Origin of the sequence: uncultured Planococcus sp., assembly GCF_947501725.1 — a bacterium.
GTDB lineage: Bacteria > Bacillota > Bacilli > Bacillales_A > Planococcaceae > Planococcus > Planococcus donghaensis_C.
In genome coordinates this window covers 18,208-42,822 of the sequence record NZ_CANMXD010000014.1, presented here as the reverse complement: position 1 = coordinate 42,822, position 24,615 = coordinate 18,208, and the positions used below count along the sequence as shown (strand labels likewise).

The following is a 24,615-nucleotide window of genomic DNA, read 5'->3' as shown; positions in this document are numbered from 1 at the left end:
ATAAGGGGCCATCCTTTTTTTGATGGTCTGCGCATCGGATGCTCTGGAGGACATTGCATCCGCAGAAATCCATTCTTGTGGTCTAATCATAACAATAGGAACTAAACGAAGCTGTAGTCGTCCTTAAATCGAGGATATTTTTTAGAGCGAAGACTAAGGCAAATCACTGTTTCTGCATCTCAGCCTTGAAGACTATGCTGCAGAACAGTAAACTGGTAATAAAGAGACATTCGAGCAGTGGAATTTATTATCCACCATTGTTTGAAAAATTGATTCAACCGATTATTTTGTCGGGTTAGCCAGTAAGCGAGATAAAGGAGAAGTGATTAGATGATGACCGAACAGGAGTATTTCGAAAATGGCATTACATTGGAGAGCTATATGGCTCAAATGGAGTCGAATCAGCAAAAGTCATACAGTGTATACGAAAAGTTTGAATTGCCGGAAGATCCGGATTTCATGGCTTTACTGAAAGACAAGAAACCCCATATATTGGTCATCACTGAAGACTGGTGCGGAGATGCCATGATGAATAACGCCATTTTGCGTAAAATTGCAGATGCGGCCGATTTGGATGTCCATTGCGTCTACCGCGATGAAAACCTGGAATTGATGGATCGTTATTTGACGAATGGGGGGCGTTCAATCCCAAAATATATCTTTCTTTCAGAAGACGGCAATGTCCTTGCTGACTGGGGGCCGAGAGCACCTAAAGTACAGGAATTCGTCGATGAGAAAAAATCGGTTCTTCCCGAGAAGGATGACCCGCAATACGACCTTCACATGAAAACAGTAATCGGTGAAATTTCGGATGGTTTTGTCTATAACGAGGAGTTCTGGGAAATTGTCTACGAAGATTTGCGCCAGGCCTTTAAAACCGCATTAAAATAAAGTGGATTAGTTAACCATAAAGAAATGGCCGGCAATTTCCTTGGAAACCTTGAACAAATCCGTGAATTTGTCCTGTCCTACCTTTAACAGAAAGTCCAGAAAGGCTGAATCTGATGAAACGTGCACGTATTATATACAATCCAACTTCTGGCCGTGAGCTGTTCCGAAAGCACTTGCCCGAAGTTCTGGAAAAAATGGAGAAGGCGGGCTATGAAACGTCCTGTCATGCTACAACCTGTGAAGGTGATGCGATACAGGCTGCGAAAACTGCTGTAGAACGAAAGTTTGATCTGGTGATTGCCGTCGGTGGAGACGGTACGTTAAATGAAGTCGTTTCGGGAATCGCTAAATTTGAGGACCGGCCTAAAGTCGGCCTTATTCCAATGGGGACGACCAATGATTTCGCGCGTGCTGTCCATATTCCCCGCGATATCACCAAAGCTGTGGATATCATCCTTAAAGGAGATTCAATCCCAGTGGATATCGGTTTGATGAACAACGACCGCTATTTCATCAATATCGCAGGCGGCGGAAGACTGACAGAGCTGACCTACGAAGTGCCAAGCAAATTGAAGACAGTCCTCGGGCAAATGGCGTATTATTTGAAAGGTATCGAGATGCTGCCTTCGATCCGCTCTTCCCGTGTCCGGATTGAATACGATGGCCAAATTTTCGATGACAGTGCCATGATGTTCTTGATCGGATTGACCAATTCTGTCGGAGGCTTCGAAAAATTGGCTCCGGATGCCAGCATCAATGATGGGAAATTCACCTTGCTGATTTTAAAAGAGCTCAATATGGCAGAGTTTATCCGAGTGGCCTCCTTGGCACTACGCGGAGAGCATTTATCGGATCCTCATGTGATTTATGCTAAAGCCAGTAAAATCACAGTGACGACGAAAGAGCGCGTGCTGTTGAATCTGGACGGAGAATATGGCGGCGTGCTGCCGGCTGTATTCGAGAACTTGGCCGGCCATATTGAAATGTATGTCCCGATCGATTCCTTAAAAGAAAACGACCGCAAATAAAAAGCTGGAAAAATGGGGTGTTCTCCATTTTCCAGCTTTTTATAGTCCAGCGATCAACTGGCTTAATGAATCATTTAGAGCAGTTCAATCGCTTTGTCCTGTTCAGCTGCAAGCTGTGGCAGGTCCTTGAGCGGTTCCCAGCGGAACAGAAGCGTCATGCCATTGTCCCGTCCATGGCTTTTGATGGTATGTTCAAACTGATCGATGGGCTCGCCTGTATACTCAAATTGAAAGATGTTCCGTTCATACGCTTTATCCTGGTGTTCAGGATAGTAGGTATACTTATGGATTTTCCCGACAAAGTCAAGAACCTCCCGAGGCAATCCAGTTTCTTCTTTGACTTCTCTGTACAAGGCATCGATCAATAGTTCGCCATCTTCGATGGTACCGCCAGGCACTTGCAAGCCGACTTCCGGTTCTCCTTTGTACTCGAATACAAGCAATTCACGATTTTCCTCTTCGCCTCTTGTGATATACGCAAATACTTTCCGCTTTGTTCTCATGATGTCTCACCCTTTTTCTTTGTTCTCTTTAGAATACTAAATATTAAGAAAAATTTCAATTCATTTCGCTTCATCTTTGTCACAGCTTATTCAAAGTTGAACTTAAATACAAGGCTTGGAAGGCGTTTTGAGATGTGGGTTTGATGTACAATAGGAACTAGAGATCAGTGAATTACATGCTTGCAAAAAAGGAGACGAGTAGATTGGACTTTCAAGATCCGGCTTTTCTGAGTCGAATTTTAACGCTATTGACTCTTTCATTCCATATTCTTTACGCAACAATAGGTGTAGGTGTCCCTCTCATGATTATGATTGCCCAGTGGGTGGGCATTAAGAAAAAAGACGATCATTATATTTTATTGGCTCGCCGATGGGCGAGGGGATTTGTCATTACGGTTGCAGTAGGTGTTGTAACCGGTACAGCCATCGGTTTGCAGTTATCGTTGCTATGGCCGAATTTCATGCAATTGGCGGGGAACGTAATCGCTTTGCCGTTGTTCATGGAAGTTTTTGCGTTTTTCTTCGAAGCCATCTTCCTGGGCATTTATCTTTACACATGGGATCGCTTTGAAGATCAGCGAAAGCATTTTCTATTGCTTATTCCGGTTGCGATTGGTGCAGCTGCATCATCCGTTTTCATCACCATCGTCAATGCTTTCATGAATCAGCCGCAGGGCTTTGAAATACTGAACGGTGAAATGGTCAATGTCAGTCCGCTGCTGGCGATGTTCAGTCCCGCAGTGCCCACAAAAGTGGCCCACGTCATGGCCACGGCATTCATGACCAGCGCTTTTGTGCTGGCATCCATTGCTGCATTGCGCATGTTGGGCGGATCTAAGCATATCTACCATAAAAAAGCTTTATTTTTAACGATGAAACTGGGATTGGTATTCGCCATCGCCACTGCTTTGATCGGCGACTTCTCGGGTAAATATTTGGCAGAGTACCAGCCGGAAAAATTGGCGGCTGCGGAATGGCATTTTGAAACCGAGGAAGAAGCTGGATTGATCCTGTTTGGGATTCTGGATGGGGAAGAGGCGAAGTACGCCATTAAAATCCCTTATGCGCTGAGTATTCTGGCACACAGCAATCCGTTTACAGAAGTGATCGGCCTCAATGAATTCCCGGAAGATGAAATACCGCCGCTATGGATCCATTATCTCTTTGATACGATGGTCATGATCGGTATGTGGTTGGCATTCTTCTCCTTCGTCTATGTTGTGGCCGCTTGGCGCAACTGGGCATTTATCCGGGCAAAATGGTTCCGTTGGCTGATAGTGGCTGGAGGGCCGTTAGCGCTCATCGCCATCGAAGCAGGATGGTGGTTCACGGAAGTAGGACGCCAGCCTTGGGTTCTTCGAGGCCATATGAAAGTCAGTGAAGCAGCAACCACCAGTGGCCAAGTGGATCTGATGATCATTTTATTCGCAGGCTTATACCTCATCTTGGGTATCGGTACGGGGGTCGTCCTAACCCGTATGTACAAACGCAACCCGGTAGAAAAAGAATTGGCAGCGCGTGAAAATGGCAAAGGCGGTGAAGAAGAATGACTTTAGAGATTATCGGCATATCCGTCCTTTGGCTGTTTCTGTATCTGTATGTCATTGTGGCGTCGATCGATTTCGGCGCCGGCTTCTTTAATGCCTATAGCTCATTTGTCGGCAAGCAGCATATATTGACTGGAGTAATTCAGCGCTATTTATCACCGGTCTGGGAAGTCACCAACGTATTCTTTGTGTTCTTCTTTGTCGGGATCATCGGCTTTTTCCCGCAGACCGCTTTCTACTACGGTACTACGCTATTGGTTCCGGCGAGTCTGGCATTGATCCTGCTGGCGATCCGCGGTTCCTATTACGCATTTGCGACCTACGGGGCAAAGATCAATCATAGAGGCTATATCTATATGTATGGTTTGTCCGGCCTGTTGCTGCCGGCGGCCTTGTCACCGGTGCTGGCCATGTCCGAAGGCGGCTTTATCTTTATGGATAACGGCCAGCCTTACCTGGATTACTGGGCATTGTTCACCAGCCCTTTAATGTGGAGCATCGTGGTTTTAAGCTTAACAGCAGTCCTTTACATTTCCGCGGTGTTCCTGACCTGGTATTCCGCTAAAGCCGGGGATGCCAAAGCTACCGATCTGATGCGCAAATACGCATTAATCTGGGCAGGTCCAGCCATCATTACGGCAACTGGCATCATTTACGAACTGCGCGGCCACAATCCTGAGCATTATGCGCGCATTCTGGACTTGTGGTGGGTGTTCGCTGTATCGTTCCTGCTTTTTGCCGGAACAGTTTACCTGATATGGAAAAAACGCCATTACGGTTGGGCTTTCATTTTATTGATGGGGCAATTCTTCACGGCGTTCTTCGCATACGGTGCATCGCATTACCCGTATCTGCTGTATCCATATTTGACGATCTACGACAGCTTTACGAATGAAGCCATGGCCGTCGCCTTGATCATCGCGTTTATCGCAGGCCTCTGCCTGTTGTTGCCGTCGCTTTACTTGTTGTTCCGTCTATTCCTGTTCGATAAGGATTACATCGAAGGCAAATCGGATTACCACGCATAGAGGAGGCACTACCCATGCAGGATTTCATGATATTTTATGCACCATTTCTGGTATTGTTCGGAGCCATCATTTTCGGCTTCTGGTTTTCGCTGAAAGATGGCCCCGCTACAAAAGATCGGGATTAGAAACGCGTGCAGGCTTTTGCCTGCCGCGTTTTTTTGTTGTATGATAGTTAGATGTGAAACGGAGTGAATATTTTTGAAACCAGTAAATAAAAATGACCGGATAACGGTCCATGTAGAAGACTTGACCCATGACGGTGCAGGTGTAGCGAAAATAGAAGGCTACCCGTTGTTCATCCCAGGCGCATTGCCGGGGGAAGATGTAGTTGTCCATGTTTTGAAGACCTTGAAATCTTATGGCTTTGCAAAGCTTATTGAAATAAAACAGGCGTCCCCGTTCCGTGTAACCGCCCCGTGTCCGGTGTTCGATACATGCGGAGGCTGCCAGATTCAGCACTTGTCCTATGAAGGCCAGATGACCTTCAAACAGAAATTGGTGCGCGATGCCATCACCCGGATCGGCAAATTGCCCGACGTCCCGGTACATCCGGTAAAAGGCATGGAACATCCATGGCGTTACCGCAATAAATCCCAAATCCCGTTCGGTACACAAGATGGAAAAGTCGTCGCCGGATTTTATCAGACCCGTTCGCATGACATTGCAGATACCGATATTTGCTTGATCCAGACGCCTGAAGCGGATGCCATCATGGTGGCTTTGAAAAAGAACCTGGCTGAAATAGGCATCGAGCCTTATGAAGAAGCGACGCATCGCGGCATGCTCCGCCATGTAGTCGTTCGGAAAGCGCGGGCGACAGGCGAAATCATGGTGGTGCTGGTGACCAAGAAAAAGAAGTTTCCTCAAACCGTACGTGCCATTGAACTCATCCAAGCGACTGTACCGGAAGTTACTTCGATTGTCCAAAACATCAACAGCGAAAAGACCAATGTGATCTTTGGTGATGAAACCTTGACGCTTTGGGGCAAAGACGTAATCGAAGATCAGATCGGCGATGTCCGTTTTGAAATTTCCGCCCGGTCTTTTTACCAAATCAATCCCGAGCAGACAGAAGTTCTATACGGTCAGGCGCTCGAGTATGCGCAATTGACCGGAAAGGAAACCGTAATCGATGCATACTGCGGCATCGGCACAATCTCCTTGTTCCTTGCGCAGCGCGCCGAATTTGTGATGGGTGTCGAAATCGTGCCGCAAGCGATTGAAGATGCAAACCGCAATGCGGAACTGAATGGCTTATCCAATACGCTATTTGAAGCGGGACCGGCTGAACAAGTCATTCCTCGCTGGTATAAAGAAGGCAAAAAAGCGGATGTATTGGTCGTTGACCCGCCGCGCAAAGGTTGTGATGAGCAATTGCTGCGGACCATCCTTAAGCAGCGTCCGGTGCGTGTAGTCTATGTGTCCTGCAATCCTGCAACATTGGCGCGCGACCTGCGCATACTGGAAGATGGAGGTTACCGCACGAAAGAAGTGCAGCCTGTCGATATGTTCCCGCAGTCCACCCATTGTGAAGCGGTGGCTTGGCTGGAACTGGCGGAGTAACACGCAAGAACCCGATCAGCGTAAATGCTGATCGGGTTCTATTTTTATTTCCAATTGGAATAAGATATTTTAAACTTAGACAGGTTTTAAAGGGATAGGCTGAAGGGTAAAGATAAGGGAATACTTCCAGAAGGAGAGAACGAGGAAAATGGAACAGATACCCGAGTCGAAATTCACTGACAAACGTGAAATCATCATTCAAGGATTAGTTGAACAAAATGTCTTTAAGATAAATGGACGGCAATTATATGAAACTTCATTTTATGAGTTGATGAAAACCTATACAGAAACTAACCAAGCCGGCTGATTCCGGCTTTTTTCAATGGTTTATATGGAATAGGAGGAAAATCAATGCACAATAATAGTTTAGAAGAGTACCGCCGGGAACGGCTGGATGAATTGACGATTGCTGAAATGCAGGAAGAGATGGCTGAAGGCCGGCTGACTTCTGAAGAACTGGTTCTGATGTACAAAGAAAACATTTCTTTGCGCGATAAAAATACACAAGCAGTTCTTGAAATGAATCCGGATGCATTGCTGACAGCGCAGTCGCTTGATTTTGAACGCCGCCAAACCGGGCCGCGTTCTGTGCTGCATGGCATTCCGATCCTGGTCAAGGACAATATGGACACTGGCGACAAGATGCATACCAGTGCTGGGTCGCTTGCGCTGAAAGACCATTATGCCCTGCGGGATGCCAAAGTGGTGGAAAAACTGCGGCAGGCAGGTGCGGTGATTCTTGGCAAAACCAATATGACGGAATGGGCCAACTTCATGTCGGATAAAATGACCAACGGCTACAGCTCAAGAGGTGGACAAGTGAAAAATCCATATGGCGACTTTGATGTCGGCGGTTCAAGTTCAGGTTCTGCTGCAGCCATCGCCTCGAATCTGGCAGCGGGAGCGATTGGGACAGAGACATCGGGATCCATCATCAATCCGGCTGCCCAAAACAGTTTAGTCGGCATTAAGCCCACGGTCGGCCTGGCAAGCCGGACCGGTATTATTCCGCTGTCGCATACACAGGATGTTCCAGGGCCTTTGGCGCGGACGGTTGCTGATGCTGTGGCACTTCTTCAAGCCATCATCGGCGTCGACCCGAAAGACGTCAGTACCGCTTTTGCAGCGCCATTTGAGAACTATGATTGGAGCAGCCACTTCAAGACGGATGGCCTTCAAGGCGTCAAGCTTGGTATAGCCAGAGGGCTGTTCAAGGAAATCAGGGACGAGCAGGCAGCTCTTTTCGAAAAAGCGCTGGATGCACTTCGAGCTTGTGGTGCCGAACTCATCGATGACGTCGATTTAGGCGTCCATCAGGAGGATTTGGGATTTGCGGTGCTGTTGCATGAGTTTAAAGCGAATCTCAATGCTTACCTGGCAAAATCAAATCCCGATCAACCGATTCGTTCATTGGACGATGTCATCGCGTTTAATAACGAGCACCCTGAGAAGATGCTGAAGTTCGGACAAAACCTGCTCGAACAAGCCAATGGGATGACAGGCATGCTGACAGAGCGGGAGTACGTGGAAGCACTGGAACGCAACCGCTTTTTGGCAGCAGAACGCGGCATGAAAGAAGTGCTGGAAAATATCGGCGTGGATGCGTTGGTGCTACCCCAGGATTTCGGCTGTAATATCGGTGCGGCCGCTGGATTTCCTTCGATTACGGTACCTTTTGGCTATAGCGAATCAAAAGAACCATTCGGCATCACGTTCGCCGGCCAAGCATTCAGTGAGCCGGCTTTGATTGAATATGCTTATGCATTTGAACAAGCCGTAAATGGACGGCGCAAACCATAAAAAAGAGCGAAGCCGACAAGGCTTCGCTCTTTTTTATGTGATCTCGCTTAAATGCTTCCACACATGCTCAATCAGGATCGACAGTTCAGATTCGATCAAATCGTCATGTGCCAATGAAGTGAGAACACTTTCAACTAAGGCTTTTCGCGGACTTTCTGCGGCCAGTTCCGTTGAAAGGAAATGCACCAATTGCTGCGTATTTTTGTGGTTTTTTAATTTTTTTGCATAAGTTTCGAGCAGTGTTGAAAGTTCTGCCGGGCTGAATTCGTCGGTGGGGGTGGCGAATGGCAATTTCAAATTACCGATAAAGGTATCTTTTGCCGCTATCTGAAGAGCGATGGTCGCCTGCAAACGTCGAATAACGAAAGAAGAGAGTTTTTCTGCCGGCACTTCCTCTGTGGAAAGGAGGCGCCATAAGTGAATCAGCTGCTGAACGTAGCCATGTACAAAAGCCGCATTTTCCAGAGCATAAGGTGCTGCTTCCTTGCCGAAAACATCCACAATCCGCGAAGAAATCCATTCCATTTCCGAGGAATATTGTTTGATGGAGAATGCTTTCAATTCCGGCTCCTGTGAGTAGAAGATGCTTTCGTAAAGAGAAAACAAGTTTTTTTCTAGGTTCAGCTTAATTCGAATATACAATTGTTCTGCCAGAACTTCTGGATTATGGGGGGGCATGCCGACTGCCGCTGCCATTCGCCGTTGGCGGATTTCGCTGCCGATGGATTCCATGATGGCCATAAGGCATTCTGCTTTGGATCCAAAATAGTTATAGAAAGTCCCTTTGGATACACTGGCTTCATCCAGGATGTCCTGTATAGAAGAGGAGTTATAGCCTTTGTTGATGAAAAGTTCATAGGCCGCATTTAGGATCTGTTGTTTTTTGGGATTCATTTACCTCACCTTTATACCGTTAGTCTATTTTTATAATAACCTGAAAACGCTTTTAAATCAATGTTTTAATAAACGAGTGACAAAATACTTGAAAAAAATATACAGTCGGTATAGAATAATGCAATGGAGAAATAGAAAAAAATACAGAGCAGTAAGTACGGAGGAAACATAAGATGAAAGAACAGAAAAAAACGCCTTATGGCATAATCGCCATTCTCTTTACAGGTGCGTTCGTAGCAATTTTTAACCAGACTTTATTGAATATAGCCTTACCTGAAATAATGATCGACCTCGATATCGCGGCCTCTACAGCACAATGGCTGGTCACTGGTTACATGCTGGTCAACGGAATTTTGATCCCGGCCAGTGCTTATTTCATCCAGCGCTATTCAAACCGGTCGATTTTCATTGTGGCCATGTCGTTATTTGCCCTTGGTACATTGCTTGCTGCAGTGGCACCGGTATTCAGTGTTTTATTGATCGGAAGAATGATTCAAGCTTCCGGTGCAGCTTTGATGATGCCTTTGCTGATGAATGTGATGCTTGCAGCGTTTCCTGTTGAAAAGCGTGGATCGGCAATGGGTGTGTTTGGACTGGTCATGGTCGTTGCACCTGCAATCGGACCGACACTTTCAGGATTCATCGTCGAGAATTACTCATGGCGCGTACTTTTCTGGATCGTCCTGCCGGTGGCCTTGATTCCGCTGGCTTTAGGAATATTCAAATTGAAGAACCTGACATTCCAGAACCGTGAAATTTCGCTTGATAAGGCTTCGTTGGCCCTTTCAAGTTTAGGTTTCGGAGGTGTTTTATACGGGTTCAGTTCAGCGGGAACGATGGGCTGGAGCGATCCGATTGTAATAGTGACGATTGCGATCGGCATAGTTTCGCTGATTGCCTTCGGTTTGCGCCAATTGAAATTGGATGAACCTTTACTTGAAATCAGAATCTATAAATATCCGATGTTCGCTTTGTCATCTGCTATTTCAATCGCTTTATCCATGTCCATGTTTTCAGCGATGATCCTGATGCCGATCTACATCCAGACCATCAAAGGCATTTCACCGATCGACTCCGGTTTGTTGATGTTGCCGGGTGCTTTAGTGATGGGCTTCATGTCGCCGGTCACCGGACGGCTTTTCGACCGATTCGGTGCAAAAGTGCTGGCGATTCCTGGATTGGCAATCGTCGTTTTCACAACATATCTATTCAGTCAATTGAGCTTGGATTCCAGCTATATCAATATCATGTTGATCTATACTCTGCGAATGCTTGGTATTTCAATGGTGATGATGCCGGTTATGACGAACGGCCTCAACACCTTGCCGGTGAAATCTTATCCGCACGGAACAGCCATCAATAATACGTTGCAGCAAGTAGCGGGTGCTGTCGGCTCTGCTTTCCTGATCACCATCATGAATACGCGCACTGAGTCGGCAGCGAAAGAACTAGCGGCAAGTGGGACTTCTCCTGAGAGCATCATGAATTTGGCGATGCTTGATGGCATCAACTTTTCATTTTTCGTATCGACTTTTATCGCCCTAGTGTCGCTGATTTTAGCGTTCTTCATTAAAAAACCTGTGCGTCCGGTCACTGAAGCGGAAAAAGAGATTGTCTATAAACAAAAAGAAGTAACTGAATGATTCATGAAGCCAGGCCATTTATGGGTCTGGCTTTTTGGTTTTTAAGGCATTGGGCGTTTGGGCTTTTCTTTATTGTCCAGCTCCGGCGCCCAGATTCTAGGGTCATAAGCCACTCTGGCTATGTGGCTGAAAAACGCCACTTCGCCAGCGCGTCTTATGCCCGTCGAATCTACACGGGCGCTTGCGCTTATCTTTATTGTCCAGCTCCAGCAGCCAGCCCCTCGAGTCGCTTCAGCCTTTCCAGCAATGGCTGAAGAACGCCATTACCGGCAAGGCTTCCAGCGCTGGTCGGGGCTTAACGGCTGCTTGCGCTTTTCTATGTCCAGACTCCAGCGCCCAGCTCTTTGGGTCATAAGCCAGCCCAGCTGTGCGGCTGAAAATATGCCGCTTCGCCGGTCTGTCTTATGCCCGGCAGAGCTACACGGGCGCTTGCGCTTTTCTTGTTTCATCAAGGCGTCAAAACACCAAATATGATACACTTATAGCATTGAAAAGAAGGTGGAATCGCAAATGACTTTTATAAATGAATTGAGTCCGATATGGCAGGAAAAATGGGAGAAGGCTGGATTTGAAACGGCAATGCCGATCCAGGAGCAGATGATTCCGGAGATGTTGGCGGGCAATGATATCGTTGCAGAATCTCCAACAGGTTCCGGTAAGACTTTGGCTTATGTACTTCCGATATTAGAGCGGGTCAACCCCGAGAAACAAGCAATCCAGGCAATGATTGTAGCGCCGTCGCAGGAATTGTCGATGCAGATCGTCAATGTACTGCGTGAGTGGACAGAAGGAACAGACGTATCAGTCACTCAATTGATTGGCGGAGCAAATATCCAGCGCCAATTGGAGAAATTGAAGAAAAAGCCGACGATTGTGGTGGGGACGCCAGGACGTCTAAATGAGTTGGTGAAAACCAAAAAGCTGAAAATGCATGAAATCCGGATTTTGGTGTTGGATGAAGGCGATCAGTTGATGGCGCGCGAACACCGTGGCATCATGAAGGATTTGATTGAAAAAACCCAGCATGAACGTCAATTGGTGCTGGTATCTGCAACTATCACTGAAGAAATAGAGCTGGTGGCAGAACGTTTGATGCAGCATCCGACACGTCTTCAAGTAACTGCAGAAGATCTGCCGATGTTCGGGAAAGTGACGCATTCGTTCATTAAAGTGGATGAGCGCGACAAGACCGAAATGTTGCGCAGCCTTTCGCATATTCCGGGTATGAAAGGGTTGGCGTTCGTCAATAACCTGGATCAATTGCTGATGAAGGAAAATAAACTGAAGTTCCGTGATGCGAAAATCGTGACCCTGCATTCTGAAATGAAGAAAGATGAACGTAAAAAAGCTTTGGATGCTTTCCGAAAAGGGGAAGTCGCCATATTGATAGCGACAGAAGTGGCAGCACGCGGACTGGATATCGACTTAGTGACGCATGTAATCCATGTGGATGTTCCGCAAACGGTTGAGCAGTACCTGCATCGTTCAGGAAGAACCGGAAGAGCAGGAGCGGATGGTGAAGTGTTGACCTTGCTGGCCTATTCCGATGAACGGCATTATAAGAAATTCACTAAGGAATTGCCGTCTAAACCTGTCCAAAAAGTGATCCATGGCGGGAAACTGATTGAAGGTTCCAGTAAAACCATCGCTGCAAAGGGGAATAAACGATGAATTTTCAGCAGAAGCTCGAACAATATGCCGATTTGACGGTCCATGTAGGCTTAAATGTTCAAAAAGGACAGTTTATTGTTATCAATACGACAATTGATACACTTGAATTCACACGAATTGTTGTTAAAAAAGCTTACGAAGCAGGCGCTAAGCGGGTGCAGGTCAATTATGAGGATCCCGTGTTGACGCGGACACATTTTGAACTGGCACCTGATGAAGCTTTTGCGGAATATCCTGAATGGTCCGTCGTCCAGCGCGATGAAGTGATCAATACAGGCGGTTCTTTCTTGTGGATTGATGCAGAAGATCCGGATCTTTTGACGGGAATTCCCGCGAAACGTCTGGCTGATTCGCAAAAATCTGCTGGGAAAGCATTAGAGCGTTATCGACAGGCGGTCGGAACAGACAAAGTGGCTTGGTCGATCGTCGCGATGCCGTCACCAAAATGGGCGCAAAAAGTATTTCCTGACCTACCGGCTGAAAAACAAGTGGATGCCTTATGGCAGGCCATCTTCAAAACGGTTCGCATCGGTGAAGGCGATGCCGTGGAAGCTTGGAAAAACCACATTGCTTTGTTGGAACAGCGCGCTTCCCAGTTGAATGATAAACGATACGTGAAACTGCAATACAGCGCACCTGGTACAGAGCTGACAATCGAACTTCCCGACAAACATATCTGGATGTCAGGCGCTTCAAAAACGCCTCAAGGCAATCCGTTCATCGCCAATATGCCGACAGAGGAAGTTTATACGGTTCCTTTGAAGCATGGAGTGGATGGAACGGTCCGCAATACAAAGCCCCTTGTTTACCAGGGCAATGTCATCGACGGTTTCACACTGACTTTTGAAAAAGGCAAAATTGTTTCTGCCAAAGCGGAAGTAGGGCAAGAACTTCTTGACGAAATGATCAATGCTGATGAAGGTGCGGCTTATTTGGGAGAAGTGGCATTGGTGCCGTACCATTCACCGATTTCCGATTCGAACATCCTGTTCTACAATACTTTGTTTGATGAAAATGCTTCAAACCATTTAGCGATCGGCGATTCTTATCCGACCTGTTATGAAGGGGCACGTGATTTGGAGCGCAATCAATTGGCAGCCATTGGCTTGAATACGTCCATTGTCCATGAAGATTTCATGATCGGCAGTGACGGAATGGATATTGATGGCATCACTGCAGATGGTTCAAAAGAGCCTATCTTCCGAAATGGAAACTGGGCATTCTAAGAGGTGAGTGAAATGAAAAAGTTTTGGATTGCGGCCATGGCCGGACTTTTCCTGTTCAGCGGATCGGCTAATGCGCAGGCAGAGATTAAACTACCAGCAGCTTATGTAGCCATCGGTGATTCGTTGGCAGCTGGGCAGACACCCGAACGCCAAATAGATACGGGCTATGCAGATTTGATTGCCCAAGAGCTGTCACGAAACCAACCTGTCGCATTCTATTCAAAAAACCTGGCATTTCCCGGTTTTACAACGGCTGATGTGTTAGACAGCATCCAAACCGATGAGGCGAAGGAAGTGCTGGCATCGGCCAATCTTATTACCGTATCGGCAGGTGCGAATGATCTGCTGCGTCTGGTACAGAATGATCCTGTACAGGGATCGCTGACGTTCCAGCAGGTGCAGGCGGATTTTGCACTCAATGATGCACGCAAGAACATGGAGCTGATTTTGGCTGAGCTTATGGAGCAATCTCCGGACGCAGCGGTTTATGTAATGGGTTATTATTTTGCCTATCCGCATGTACGTGACAGTCAAAAGAACGGAACGGCCAAACAGCTTGACCGTCTCAATCAAATTCTCCAGGAGTCTGCTGAAAAGGCAGGAGCCGTTTTTGTTTCGGTGGACAAGCCATTTGGTGAAAATGCCGTAGATAAAGTTCCGAATCCAGCCGATGTCCATCCGAATGCAGTCGGCTACCAGGCGATGGCAAATGCGTTCTTCGATGAATACCAGGCAGCTTGGACAGTCGAAGACTTGGAATTGCCACCGCCGAATCCATTGTCTTTCGAGCAGATAATGGAAGCACAGGATCAAGAAGAGCAAGATGGCCAAGACCAAGAGGCTAGTGATTCGGAAGAAACAGCACAGCGCCCTTCCAATCACAGCCCAACCGGTTACTTTGCATTGCGCGAAGCGATGCCTTATATCTAGAAAAGCGGAAGCATCCGGTAAGGCTGAAGCGACTCGAGGGGCTGACTTCCGATTCTCTATAAAACTAAAAAAACGTTCCGGCATATTTTATGCCGGAACGTTTTTTGGTTTAGCGTTTTTTATCACGCGATGTAGATTGTTTGGAAGCTGGTTGTCCAGCTTTTCCTTGTTTTCTTTTATTTAATACTTTACGGATGATCGGGTAAGCGATGGGACCGTATTTTATCGCAGATTTCACTAGTCTTCCAATTGCCATTTAAATCTCTCCATTCATGGGGTTAGTTATTGTTATTTTCCCGAATTTTGCAGAATGCAAACCTATTTAAGCAGATTGGGCATGAGCCAAGAGGATATCCTTGTACGCATGGACGCTTGAAATCGTTACGTATTCAGCATTACCATGCCAATCATCGCCGCTTGGACCGAATTCTATCGCCCCTTCACCGCCGGTCACCGCTGCATAATAACGCGTATCTGCAGCTCCATGCTGACCGAATAAAACAGGTTCCTGATCCGTAGTATCCAGAATCGCCTTTTGCAGGCTTTGGATATAGGGGTTTTCTTTTGTTGTTGTCAGGGCTGGGGTAGATCCTGATGCTCTATAGTCCATATCGAGATCCAAGGTTTCAGCCAAGTCTGCCAATTGGCGAACGATCTCGTCTTTGTCTTGTCCGGGCATAAAGCGGATATCATAAGACATTTCGCACGTTTCAGGAACCACATTGTAACGGTCTCCTGCTTTGATGATCGGCAAATTGACGGAAGGCTGCTCGTAATATTCCGTTGATTCTTTTCTGAAAGGAAGCTCAGAGATTGCCATGTGGAATTTCATCGCAGATTCAATGGCGTTGATGCCTTCCCAAGGACGGCTCCCGTGGGCCGGTTTGCCTTTGAACGTCATATCCATCCGCAGGATACCTTTGGATTGCAGGCCAACTTTCAATCCCGTAGGTTCACCGCAAATGACGAAGTCACCATGGAAGCCTTGTTCGACCAGCCACTTGGAAGTGTTTCGGCCGCCAATCTCTTCGTCAGTTACAATATGCAGCTGCACCGTGCGCTCTAGGCCGGAACTGTCCAGCTCGATAAAGGCCTGCATCATCGCGGCAACTCCGGCTTTCATGTCAGCGGCGCCGCGGCCATAGATGCGGTCCTGCTCTTCGACTGGGACAAACTGTTCTTTATGGCCAGGAACGACGTCGACGTGGCCATTCCAAACGATGGTCTCGGTGCCTTGCCCTTTAGCGGCAGTCAGCATCAGATAACCATTATTGTCATGGACAGTAACGGTTTCTCCTTTGGATTTCAGCCAATCTGCACAAAAAAGAAGAGCTTCATTGGCTCCATCTTTAGTATCGCTTTGAATTTTAATCAGTTCCTTCAACAATTCAATCATATTTTCGGCAAGCCCAGAATCCCGGCTGCCTTCACCACCTTTCAACTATCTTCATCATGTATTTCTTTACCCTATCAGGCCATCTTAAAACAGTCTTGCACAAAATGAAACCCTTGTGTACAATACAGGTGAATGCTAAATATCTGTATACACCACAAGGGGAGCTTTTGCTGAGAGTGAACATTTGTTCTTACCCTTTGAACCTGTAAGTTAACACTTGCGCAGGGATGTGGATGGAAACCGGCCCTTACAACGGCGACAGGCTCTGTCCTGACGCCGTTTTTAATATGGTTTTATTCACGGCCCTTCTGGTGATGTGCATAACACATTAAAGGAGGAAGTCATGAGAAATAAAAAAGTATTGTTAATGATGGAGATTGCCATTTTCGCAGCTCTTGGATTTGTGTTGGATTTCGTTTCTTTCCGGATGCCACAAGGCGGTTCAGTCAGCCTGGTGATGATTCCAATCGTATTGATCGCTTTCAGAAGAGGCGTCGGTGCGGGAGTACTGACTGGATTTCTGGTCGGTCTGCTGCAGATTGTCTCAGGGTTTATCTCTGTGGCGCCCTTGTCTTTCGGATTCGTCGTCATGCAGGTCATATTGGATTATCTTCTCGCCTATGGAGTGGTGGGGCTGGCGGGTGTCATGCGTGGGAAGTATCTGCAGCATGCACATGCCAAGCAGACAGGGAAGATGCTGACGGCTGTAGTTGCCGGTGTATTGCTTGCTTCTGCGCTGCGCTACCTCGTCCATGTCATTACCGGCATCCTGTTCTTCGGCATGTTTGCTGAAGGCAATGTGGTCATCTACTCGGTGGTCTATAATGCAACGTATATGATCCCGGTATTTTTGCTTGCCGCCTTTGTCTGTGCTGCGCTTTTTGCAGCAGCTCCGAGGCTGGTGGATGCTGAAGCTTGAAGTATGGAAGGCTGTCTTCGGGCAGCCTTCTTTTTTATGACGATTTTCCTGGATTTGTTGAAACGGGTCAGGAGCCTCTGATTTAATTTTGTGGTATAATTCTTGAATAGAAAAGCTTGAAAGAAGGGTCATTGATGATAGCAACTAATGAAAAAGATATTGAAATGTTGAAAAAAGCCGGCCAAATGGTGGCTGAAATTCGTGAAGCGATGAAGGCAGCTACTAAAGCTGGAGTCACCACGAAGGAAATTGACGAATTGGGCGGCAAATTGTTCGAAGAGCTTGGCGGTGTTTCCGGACCTAAATCAGAATATGATTTTCCTGGATTCACCTGCATCAGTGTCAATGAAGAAGTGGCACACGGCATTCCGGGTGATCGTGTGATCCAAGACGGCGATATCGTCAATATCGACGTTTCTGGCTCATACGAAGGTTTCTTCTCCGATACCGGCATTTCCTTTGTTGTAGGGGAAGGGCATGCGGACAAGGAAAAAATCTGTGAAGCTGCAGCTTCTGCATTTGATCGCGCGATGACAAAAGTCAAAGCCGGTGCAAAGCTTAACCAAATCGGCAAAGCGGTGGAACGTGAAGCGAAAGAGCAGGGCTTGTTCGTCATCAAGAATTTGACCGGCCATGGCATCGGTAAATCGCTGCATGAAGCTCCACAGCACATCCTGAATTATTACGATGCGTGGGAGACGACCATCCTGAAAGAAGGCATGGTGCTGGCTGTAGAGCCGTTTATCTCGCAAAAGGCCGAGCACATTGTGGAATCAGGCGATGGCTGGACATTCATCACACCGGATCAGTCATTGGTGGCGCAAATCGAGCATACCGTGCTCGTTACAAAAGGTGAGCCGATCCTGCTGACCAAACTGGATAAATAAGAATTGTATAAAAAATCAAGGGATCCGGAGCAAATGCCGGATCCCTTTTGCTTTTTGCTTTATTATCGAAGTCTGGAAAGAAAAAACTGTGGACACCCTTTAGAATCGGGTTGCCCACAGTTTTACTGAACTGCCGGGGCAGTTCTTTTTTTAATTAGCAGAATACCGGTCAAAATGACGCCGCTCAGGAAAAGGGCAGCCGTTGTCACCAGCATTTCATCTGTCCCATGCTTTACGGCAATTCCGATGAACGCCCAAATGAAGACCAAAGCAAAGGGGATGTCCGCATGATGGAAACGGATGTGCAAAGCAAGTGCCGTGGCGACCGTCAGCATAATCACCGTCCATAGCTGGTCACTGAGTCCCCAACCGCTCCAATTATAATAAGTCAGGACAAAACTGATATTGGCGATGGTTGCGACACTGATCCAACCCATATTGACTGAAATCGGCAGCCGTTCAGTAATCTTTCTTTCTGAATTGCTGTATTGCAGATAAAGGGCGATCAATGCCACAAGGTAGCCGAGCATTGCAATGATTGACCAGGCGAAGAATTCATAATGCCACAAAAGCAGCCAGGTGATATTGAAAATGCAGCTTAAGATGAAAAATAAAGCAATCTTGGATGAGGGAGTTTCTCCCTTTCTTAACCGCACCCAGAAAGCGATGATCCAAACAGCCAATAAAATATAGATGATGGACCAAATTGAAAATACGTAACCGGCTGGCGTAAACAAAACCAGAAGCCGATTAGATATTTCTCCGGTGGTCTGATCATTCAGCGGCAAGGTGTTTGCTAAAGTATTCATAACAATTACAGCGATGAAAGCAATTGTCATAAGCAAAATACGAATCATGCGAAATCCCTCCTTCTTTTCAGTATACCTGTCGCTGTTTCAATCAACAATTATCCTTTTCCAAAAAATTCCCTAAAAATGGCGATTAGGTGAAGTGCAGGGTGCCTATGTGGAATATTGTTCCGGTTCAGGAAGGAAAAATGATATACTTATAAGTGTTTTTAGAAAATTAAGTTTACCAGGGGGCCATATCATGACAGTTAACTATCCGGAAGTATGGGATTTGGATACGCTATTTCCAGGGGGCAGCGAATCAAAGGAATTGCGGCTGCATATGAACGAAGCGGTAACGAAGCTTTCTGGATTTGAAGAGTTTGTCCAGAAGTTCGAAGTGCCGGCTGCAAAAGAGGATGCTCCAAAAGTGGCTGAGGTGCTTGAACAAATGAGTCATGTGATGCGGCATTTAAGCCAGTCTGGTGCATTCATCGGCTGTCTGATGGCCCAGAACACTCAGGATAAAAAAGCTGGTGTTTTGGAAAGCGAAGCTTCTTCACTCTCTGCACGTTTCCAAAACTCTTTTCAGAAAATCCAGCAGGATCTATCGAAGACTGAAGAGGGAGTTTGGGCAGAGCTGCTGAACGAAGAGGCTTTGCGCGAATTTACATTTGTCTTGAATGAATGGCGTGAAGAAGCAAAGATGCTGCTTTCTGAAAAAGAGGAAAACCTGATCACTGCGTTAAGCATCGATGGTTATCATAGCTGGAGCCAATTGTACGATATGCTGGTGGGAGAAATCAGCGTGACGGTCACTGTGGACGGCGAGTCGAAAGTGCTGTCGGTTGGACAAGCGAATAACTTAAGCTCCCATAAAGATGCTGCAGTACGTAAGGAATCCTATGAAAAGTTGGAAGAGGCATGGGCAGATAAAGAAGAGTTCTTTGCGAAAACCTTGAACTCTATAGCTGGATTCCGTCTGGAAACCTATAAAAAACGCGGTTGGGATAGCCCGCTGCAGGAACCGCTGCATATCAACCGGATGAAGCAGGAAACATTGGACGCCATGTGGGGGGCAATCAGCAAAAATAAGCAGCCTTTCGTCGACTATTTAAACCAAAAAGGCAAACTGCTCGGGAAAGGCGGATTGGATTGGTATGACGTCGATGCACCGGTGACAGAGAGCACGCAGCAGTTTTCCTATCAGGAAGGAGCTGAATTCATCCTCCAGCAATTCGGTAAATTCGGTCCGGAATTAGAGCAATTCGCCCAGCAGGCATTCGAAAAAGGGTGGATTGAAGCAGAAGACCGTCCGAATAAACGCCCAGGAGGATTTTGCACCGGCTTGCCGTTAAGTGAGGAGTCGCGTATTTTCATGACTTACAGCGGATCGATGTCCAATGTAGCCACGCTGGCACACGAACTGGGGCATGCTTTTCATACCTACGCCCTTCGTCCAGTCCATTCATTGAACCGGTCCTATGCGATGAATGTAGCGGAAACAGCATCTACATTCGCTGAAATGATTGTGGCGGATGCAGCGGTGAAAAATGCGCAGTCCAAAGAAGAGAAGATAGCCTTATTGGAAGATAAAGTTCAGCGCAGCGTCGCGTTCTTTATGAATATCCATTCCCGTTTCCTTTTTGAAACCCGTTTCTATGAAGAACGCAAAAAAGGGGTCGTTCCAGCAAGCCGATTAAATGAATTAATGGAACAGGCGCAAACTGAAGGATTTGCAGGCGGGCTGGCTTCAACGCATCCGCATTTCTGGGCATCTAAACTGCATTTCTATATCACCTATGTGCCGTTCTATAATTTCCCGTATACGTTTGGCTATCTATTCTCCTTGAGCGTTTATGCAAAAGCGTTGGAAGAAGGAACCGGCTTTGAAGAGAAATACATGGCTTTGCTTCGCGATACAGCAGTGATGTCAGCAGAAGACTTGGCAATGAAGCATTTGGGTGAAGATATTACACAACAGGCGTTCTGGGAAAAAGGAATCGCTTTATGTGTCCAAGATGCCAAGGAATTCATTTCGCTGACATCTGCTGAGGCCTGATATGAACTTGCTTTTCGAGGGACAGACCTGTTACCTGCGCAGTTTGACGATTGAAGATGCAGAAGAAATGGTGCAGTTGCTACTGCGAAACCGGGATTATTGGTCTGTGTACGAACCGCGTCACCGGGACAGTTATTTTTCAGCAGCCGTTCAGCGTGAAAAAATTCGGGAATCGATTTACCAGGCAAGAGAAAATCGCGAATACAGTGTTGGAATCTTCGAACATGACACCAATAAGCTGATTGGCCACATTTCCATCTATAGCGTCAAACGCATGCCGTTTTTAAGCGCTTTAGTCGGTTACTCGATCGATGAGGCCTATGTCGGCAAAGGCATTGCCACAGAAGCGGTAAGGTTGATGATTACATTCGGATTTGAACAGCTTCGGCTCCATCGGATCGAGGCTTACGTCTCTCCGGAGAATGTTGGATCCATCCGGGTATTGGAGAAGACCGGCTTTCGTCAGGAAGGTTTGCTGAAAGAGTTTCTTTACATCAATGGCGAGTGGAAAGATCATTATTACTATGCCATGGTTGAAGACGAATTTTGAAAGGGCAAGGCCACCTATAAAAAATGGTGGAAAGAAATGCAGCGCTGGTTTGAAACATGAATAAAAGCGGAGGAAGGTGCGTAGAATATGAATAAAGACAAGTTGTTCTCTTATCATAAATGGGCGACACTGGCCTGCTTGGAGCATGTTCAAACGATTGGCGAAGAAATCTACCAAAAAGAAGGCGCAAATTCATTTGCTTCCATCGAAGCGACGATTGCGCATGTCATTGGAGTGGAAAAGCTGTGGCTTCTTCGGATGAATGGTGTAAAGAAGCCAGTGTTTGAACATTTTGATGTAGCGACAACTGAACTAGCGATTGAAGCTTTTATGTTGCTGCATGCTGAAATGGAATTGTATTTTGCTTCTTTATCAGAGCAGCAATGGCAGGAGGTCCTCCATTACCAGAACATGCGAGGCGATGATTTTTCAACGTCCCGTGAAGAGATGCTGTTCACCGTCATCAATCACGCAAGCTACCATAGAGGACAAATCACATCTTTCCTCCGCCAGTTCGGCAAAGAGGGAATACCGCTCGATTATATCTATTATCAAAAACAAAACCGCTGAGAGTTTCTCAGCGGTTTTCGTTTCCATTGACGACAACATCAAGCTTGCCTGTAGTTGGGTCGATCACCAGTCCATGGACTGGAACTGTAGGGTCTAGCAATGGGTGGTGTCGCACCATATTGACACTGTGTGCAACGCTTTCCGAAACATTATCGAAACCGCGTAGCCAGCCTTCGAGATCAACTCCGGAATACTCCATCATCTCAATGGTCTTCTCTTCTACACCGCGTTTTTTCATCTTCTCAAGCATTTCATGAGGTTTAATGGAGGACATCCCACAATCATGGTGTCCGATAATGTAGATCTCGTCTGCATTTAACTCATATACAGCGACAAGTAAACTCCGCATAATGCCGCCAAACGGGTGGTTGATGACAGCTCCTGCACTTTTGACTATTTTTATATCACCATTTTTAAAATTCATCGCTTTTGGCAGCATCTCAAAAAGACGCGTATCCATGCATGTCAAAATAACGACTTTTTTGTCAGGAAATTTGGTGGTCATAAATTCCTCGTAACGTTTTTCTTTCACAAACTCTTCGTTATACTCCAAAATTTCATCTAATAAAGCCATGTTGTTTCCTCCTTATCGACTAGTACCTTTTAAGTTTAATCCAAATTTCTGAAAAATACGAATTGAAATAGGCCAAATAAAGAAAATAAGGAAAAAAGTCATCCCACATCGTTTCCTAGATAATAAGCGCTTGTCTTTTATAGAACAGGGGGTGGGCATGGTGACCCAGATGCTTTCGTGGAATTTCAGGAATTAAAAGAACTGAAGACAAATCCGGTTATTGCGGATTGTCGTCAGTTCTTGTGGGGTTGCGCTTTTCTTATTGTCCAGCTCCAGCAGCCAGCCCCTCGAGTCGCTTCAGCCTGACCAATAATGGCAAAGAACGCCATTACCGGTCAGGCTTCCAGCGCTTGTCGGGGCTTAACGGCTGCTTGCGTTTTTCTTATTGTCCAGCTCCAGTGCCCAGCTCTTCGGGACGTAAGCCGATCTGGCTGTGCGGCTGAAAACATGCCGCTTTGCCAGCTCGTCTTACATCTGTCAGAGCTAACCGGGCACTTCCGCTTTTCGGTGTTGTCCAGCTCCAGTGCCCAGCTCTTCGGGTCATAAGCCAGCCCAGCTGTGTGGCAAAAAGCGCCACTTCGCTGGTCCGTCTTATGCCTGTCAGAGCTAACCGGGCACTTCCGCTTTTCGGTGTTGTCCAGCTCCAGCGCCCAGATTCTAGTGTCATAAGCCAACCCAGCCGCGTGGCAAAAAGCGCCACACTGCTGGTCTGTCTTATGCCCGTCGAATCTACATGGGCGCTTCCGCTTTTCTTATCACCTCGACATTTTCTCCAGCTGCTTGATCATGCCGAGGGACAATCCTGTTCCGATAGCGACAGACTCGAGCGGCTGAGGTGCGATGTGGACGGGTACTGAGATTTCTTTCGACAGCCATTCCTGCATGCCTTTCAGTAAGGCGCCGCCTCCTGAAATGACGACACCCTGGTCGACCATATCGCCGGATAGTTCTGCCGGGCAATTTTCCAAAGTCGCGCGGATGCATTCCAGAATAGCGGATAAGGATTCTTTTAGGGCTTCCTGTGTTTCAAGAGAGCTCAAGTTGATGGTTTTCGGCAAGCCGGTCATGATGTCGCGGCCGCGGATTTCCATGTTCTCGGCTTCGTGGGGAACGGGGGCATAGCCAATTTCCTTTTTGATATTTTCAGCGGTGCGTTCGCCGATCAGTACATTATATTGTTTCCGGACGTAATGAATGATGTCCTCATCCATGCGGTCACCTGCAACTTTGACAGTGTTGGATGAAACGACTCCACCAAAAGAGATGATGCCGACTTCCGTTGTGCCGCCGCCGATATCCACGATAACGCTTGCGACCGGTTCACTGATCGGCAGTTCGGCTCCAATTGCGGCAGCCACTGTTTCTTCAATCAAGTGGACGGTTTTGGCTCCACTTTGCTTCACGGCATCGTGAATAGCCCGGCGTTCAACCGTAGTCGCTCCAGATGGCGTACAAACCATCACATTGGGCTTGCGAAAAGCACTTCCGAGCTGTTTTGCGGCTCTTTGCATAATAATTTTCAACAGGTCCCGTGTAACATCGAAATCTGCAATGACGCCATCCTTCAAGGGGCGGATGACCAGGATGGAATCGGGGGCTTTGCCTAGCATCGCTTTTGCCTCGTCGCCGATGGCCAGAACAGCCCGTGTTTTCGCATCCAGGGCAACCACCGAGGGCTCGTTTATAATGATGCCTTTTGATTTCGTGTAAACCAATATATTTGCAGTTCCTAAATCGATACCAATATCTATTGCAGAAAACATACGTGAATTCCTCCTATGAATAAAGACGCTGACTAGTTTGGATTCTAACATTATAGAAGATCAAGCGAAAGAGCCGAAGGAACCTAAAGTACAAGGTAAATGGATAAAAAACTTAATTTTGGTATGGCTTATGGAGCTGAAAAAAACGGCTTCAGTGAAGAAGCCGTTTTTTATCACTCAGTATTTTTTTTCAGGCATTGGATCTACATGCTCTGCATCGTGCGTGTGAAGCTCTTTTCCAAGGAAATGGAGAAGCGTGAAGAAAAACATGAAAATTACGGCCATGAAGCCGAGTACGACAGTAACACCATAAAACATAATGATAACTCCTCTCTAAACTGTAATTATCAATATTTAGTATACATGATTCTGCCGGAAAAAA

At 46.8% G+C, this 24,615-nt stretch carries 25 protein-coding genes and 1 riboswitch; of the genes, 16 read left to right on the top strand and 9 right to left on the bottom strand.

What is annotated here, in order from left to right; translation table 11 throughout:
• Positions 1 to 330: 330 nt before the first annotated feature.
• Positions 331 to 891, top strand: a complete 561-nt coding sequence (locus Q0785_RS18110; RefSeq protein WP_298833338.1) for a thioredoxin family protein — start codon at positions 331 to 333, stop codon at positions 889 to 891.
• Positions 892 to 1,004: 113 nt separating this feature from the next.
• Entirely contained in the window at positions 1,005 to 1,919 is a 915-nt protein-coding gene (locus Q0785_RS18105; RefSeq protein ID WP_298833335.1) for a diacylglycerol kinase, read from the top strand.
• A 74-nt stretch (positions 1,920 to 1,993) separates the two neighbouring features.
• Here the strand turns inward: Q0785_RS18105 and Q0785_RS18100 are convergent, their stop codons facing one another.
• The gene (locus Q0785_RS18100; protein ID WP_298833332.1) at positions 1,994 to 2,422 is read right to left on the bottom strand and encodes an NUDIX domain-containing protein; all 429 of its coding nucleotides are present in this window, start codon (positions 2,420 to 2,422) and stop codon (positions 1,994 to 1,996) included.
• A 203-nt stretch (positions 2,423 to 2,625) separates the two neighbouring features.
• On the opposite strand from Q0785_RS18100, the gene Q0785_RS18095 reads away from it, so the two are divergent.
• The 5 genes from Q0785_RS18095 to Q0785_RS18075 all read left to right on the top strand — a co-directional run bounded on the left by Q0785_RS18095 (position 2,626) and on the right by Q0785_RS18075 (position 8,360).
• Entirely contained in the window at positions 2,626 to 3,972 is a 1,347-nt protein-coding gene (locus tag Q0785_RS18095; RefSeq protein WP_223642877.1) for a cytochrome ubiquinol oxidase subunit I, read from the top strand.
• A complete protein-coding gene (locus tag Q0785_RS18090; protein ID WP_298833326.1) occupies positions 3,969 to 4,997 on the top strand; it encodes a cytochrome d ubiquinol oxidase subunit II in 1,029 nt (342 codons plus the stop codon). The genes Q0785_RS18095 and Q0785_RS18090 overlap by 4 nt, the downstream gene beginning before the upstream one ends.
• A 198-nt stretch (positions 4,998 to 5,195) precedes the next feature.
• On the top strand, positions 5,196 to 6,560 hold the full coding sequence (gene rlmD / locus Q0785_RS18085; protein WP_298833324.1) for a 23S rRNA (uracil(1939)-C(5))-methyltransferase RlmD: 1,365 nt from the start codon (positions 5,196 to 5,198) through the stop codon (positions 6,558 to 6,560).
• Between the two features lie 148 nt (positions 6,561 to 6,708).
• Complete coding sequence (fbpA, locus tag Q0785_RS18080; protein WP_298833322.1) at positions 6,709 to 6,867, top strand: Fur-regulated basic protein FbpA; 159 nt, start codon at positions 6,709 to 6,711, stop codon at positions 6,865 to 6,867.
• Positions 6,868 to 6,911: 44 nt separating this feature from the next.
• A complete protein-coding gene (locus tag Q0785_RS18075; protein WP_298833321.1) occupies positions 6,912 to 8,360 on the top strand; it encodes an amidase family protein in 1,449 nt (482 codons plus the stop codon).
• A 33-nt stretch (positions 8,361 to 8,393) separates the two neighbouring features.
• On the opposite strand, the gene Q0785_RS18070 is transcribed toward Q0785_RS18075, so the two are convergent.
• Positions 8,394 to 9,254, bottom strand: coding sequence for a TetR/AcrR family transcriptional regulator (locus tag Q0785_RS18070; RefSeq protein WP_298833318.1), 861 nt, complete (start codon positions 9,252 to 9,254; stop codon positions 8,394 to 8,396).
• 173 nt (positions 9,255 to 9,427) lie between these two features.
• On the opposite strand from Q0785_RS18070, the gene Q0785_RS18065 reads away from it, so the two are divergent.
• The 4 genes from Q0785_RS18065 (at position 9,428) to Q0785_RS18050 (ending at position 14,724) form a co-directional block, all read left to right on the top strand.
• A complete protein-coding gene (locus Q0785_RS18065; protein WP_298833314.1) occupies positions 9,428 to 10,897 on the top strand; it encodes an MDR family MFS transporter in 1,470 nt (489 codons plus the stop codon).
• Between the two features lie 510 nt (positions 10,898 to 11,407).
• Positions 11,408 to 12,568 carry a DEAD/DEAH box helicase gene (locus Q0785_RS18060; protein WP_298833311.1) on the top strand — a complete coding sequence of 387 codons (1,161 nt, stop codon included), beginning with the start codon at positions 11,408 to 11,410 and terminating at the stop codon, positions 12,566 to 12,568.
• Entirely contained in the window at positions 12,565 to 13,794 is a 1,230-nt protein-coding gene (locus tag Q0785_RS18055; protein WP_298833308.1) for an aminopeptidase, read from the top strand. Before Q0785_RS18060 ends, Q0785_RS18055 begins: the two co-directional genes overlap by 4 nt.
• Before the next feature lie 12 nt (positions 13,795 to 13,806).
• Complete coding sequence (locus Q0785_RS18050; RefSeq protein ID WP_298833305.1) at positions 13,807 to 14,724, top strand: SGNH/GDSL hydrolase family protein; 918 nt, start codon at positions 13,807 to 13,809, stop codon at positions 14,722 to 14,724.
• 109 nt (positions 14,725 to 14,833) lie between these two features.
• On the opposite strand, the gene Q0785_RS18045 is transcribed toward Q0785_RS18050, so the two are convergent.
• Together Q0785_RS18045 and Q0785_RS18040 are read right to left on the bottom strand one after the other, a co-directional pair.
• The gene (locus Q0785_RS18045) at positions 14,834 to 14,980 is read right to left on the bottom strand and encodes a hypothetical protein (RefSeq protein ID WP_223642856.1); all 147 of its coding nucleotides are present in this window, start codon (positions 14,978 to 14,980) and stop codon (positions 14,834 to 14,836) included.
• 66 nt (positions 14,981 to 15,046) lie between these two features.
• Positions 15,047 to 16,120: a M20/M25/M40 family metallo-hydrolase gene (locus tag Q0785_RS18040; RefSeq protein ID WP_298833414.1), complete on the bottom strand. Its 1,074-nt coding sequence runs from the start codon at positions 16,118 to 16,120 to the stop codon at positions 15,047 to 15,049.
• A 147-nt stretch (positions 16,121 to 16,267) separates the two neighbouring features.
• A riboswitch (TPP riboswitch) is annotated at positions 16,268 to 16,365 on the top strand.
• 98 nt (positions 16,366 to 16,463) lie between these two features.
• On the opposite strand from Q0785_RS18040, the gene thiT reads away from it, so the two are divergent.
• Together thiT and map are read left to right on the top strand one after the other, a co-directional pair.
• Positions 16,464 to 17,039 (top strand): energy-coupled thiamine transporter ThiT, encoded by a 576-nt coding sequence (gene thiT, locus Q0785_RS18035; RefSeq protein ID WP_298833301.1) that lies wholly within the window; start codon positions 16,464 to 16,466, stop codon positions 17,037 to 17,039.
• A gap of 134 nt (positions 17,040 to 17,173) precedes the next feature.
• Entirely contained in the window at positions 17,174 to 17,926 is a 753-nt protein-coding gene (gene map, locus Q0785_RS18030; protein ID WP_223642829.1) for a type I methionyl aminopeptidase, read from the top strand.
• 122 nt (positions 17,927 to 18,048) lie between these two features.
• Here the strand turns inward: map and Q0785_RS18025 are convergent, their stop codons facing one another.
• Positions 18,049 to 18,783 carry a TspO/MBR family protein gene (locus tag Q0785_RS18025; RefSeq protein ID WP_298833292.1) on the bottom strand — a complete coding sequence of 245 codons (735 nt, stop codon included), beginning with the start codon at positions 18,781 to 18,783 and terminating at the stop codon, positions 18,049 to 18,051.
• A gap of 193 nt (positions 18,784 to 18,976) precedes the next feature.
• Here Q0785_RS18025 and Q0785_RS18020 point away from each other — a divergent pair, with 193 nt between their 5' ends.
• The 3 genes from Q0785_RS18020 to Q0785_RS18010 all read left to right on the top strand — a co-directional run bounded on the left by Q0785_RS18020 (position 18,977) and on the right by Q0785_RS18010 (position 21,896).
• A complete protein-coding gene (locus Q0785_RS18020) occupies positions 18,977 to 20,776 on the top strand; it encodes a M3 family oligoendopeptidase (protein WP_298833289.1) in 1,800 nt (599 codons plus the stop codon).
• A 1-nt stretch (position 20,777) separates the two neighbouring features.
• Positions 20,778 to 21,326 carry a GNAT family protein gene (locus Q0785_RS18015; protein WP_223642823.1) on the top strand — a complete coding sequence of 183 codons (549 nt, stop codon included), beginning with the start codon at positions 20,778 to 20,780 and terminating at the stop codon, positions 21,324 to 21,326.
• An 87-nt stretch (positions 21,327 to 21,413) separates the two neighbouring features.
• On the top strand, positions 21,414 to 21,896 hold the full coding sequence (locus Q0785_RS18010; protein WP_298833280.1) for a DinB family protein: 483 nt from the start codon (positions 21,414 to 21,416) through the stop codon (positions 21,894 to 21,896).
• Positions 21,897 to 21,903: 7 nt separating this feature from the next.
• Here Q0785_RS18010 and Q0785_RS18005 read toward each other — a convergent pair whose 3' ends face one another.
• From Q0785_RS18005 to Q0785_RS17990, 4 genes are all read right to left on the bottom strand, one after another.
• Positions 21,904 to 22,470, bottom strand: a complete 567-nt coding sequence (locus tag Q0785_RS18005) for a carbonic anhydrase (RefSeq protein WP_223642819.1) — start codon at positions 22,468 to 22,470, stop codon at positions 21,904 to 21,906.
• 382 nt (positions 22,471 to 22,852) lie between these two features.
• A complete protein-coding gene (locus Q0785_RS18000) occupies positions 22,853 to 23,137 on the bottom strand; it encodes a hypothetical protein (protein WP_298833277.1) in 285 nt (94 codons plus the stop codon).
• A gap of 88 nt (positions 23,138 to 23,225) precedes the next feature.
• Positions 23,226 to 24,233, bottom strand: coding sequence for a rod-share determining protein MreBH (gene mreBH, locus Q0785_RS17995; protein ID WP_223642817.1), 1,008 nt, complete (start codon positions 24,231 to 24,233; stop codon positions 23,226 to 23,228).
• Positions 24,234 to 24,410: 177 nt separating this feature from the next.
• Positions 24,411 to 24,551: a hypothetical protein gene (locus Q0785_RS17990; protein WP_223642815.1), complete on the bottom strand. Its 141-nt coding sequence runs from the start codon at positions 24,549 to 24,551 to the stop codon at positions 24,411 to 24,413.
• Positions 24,552 to 24,615: the final 64 nt, after the last annotated feature.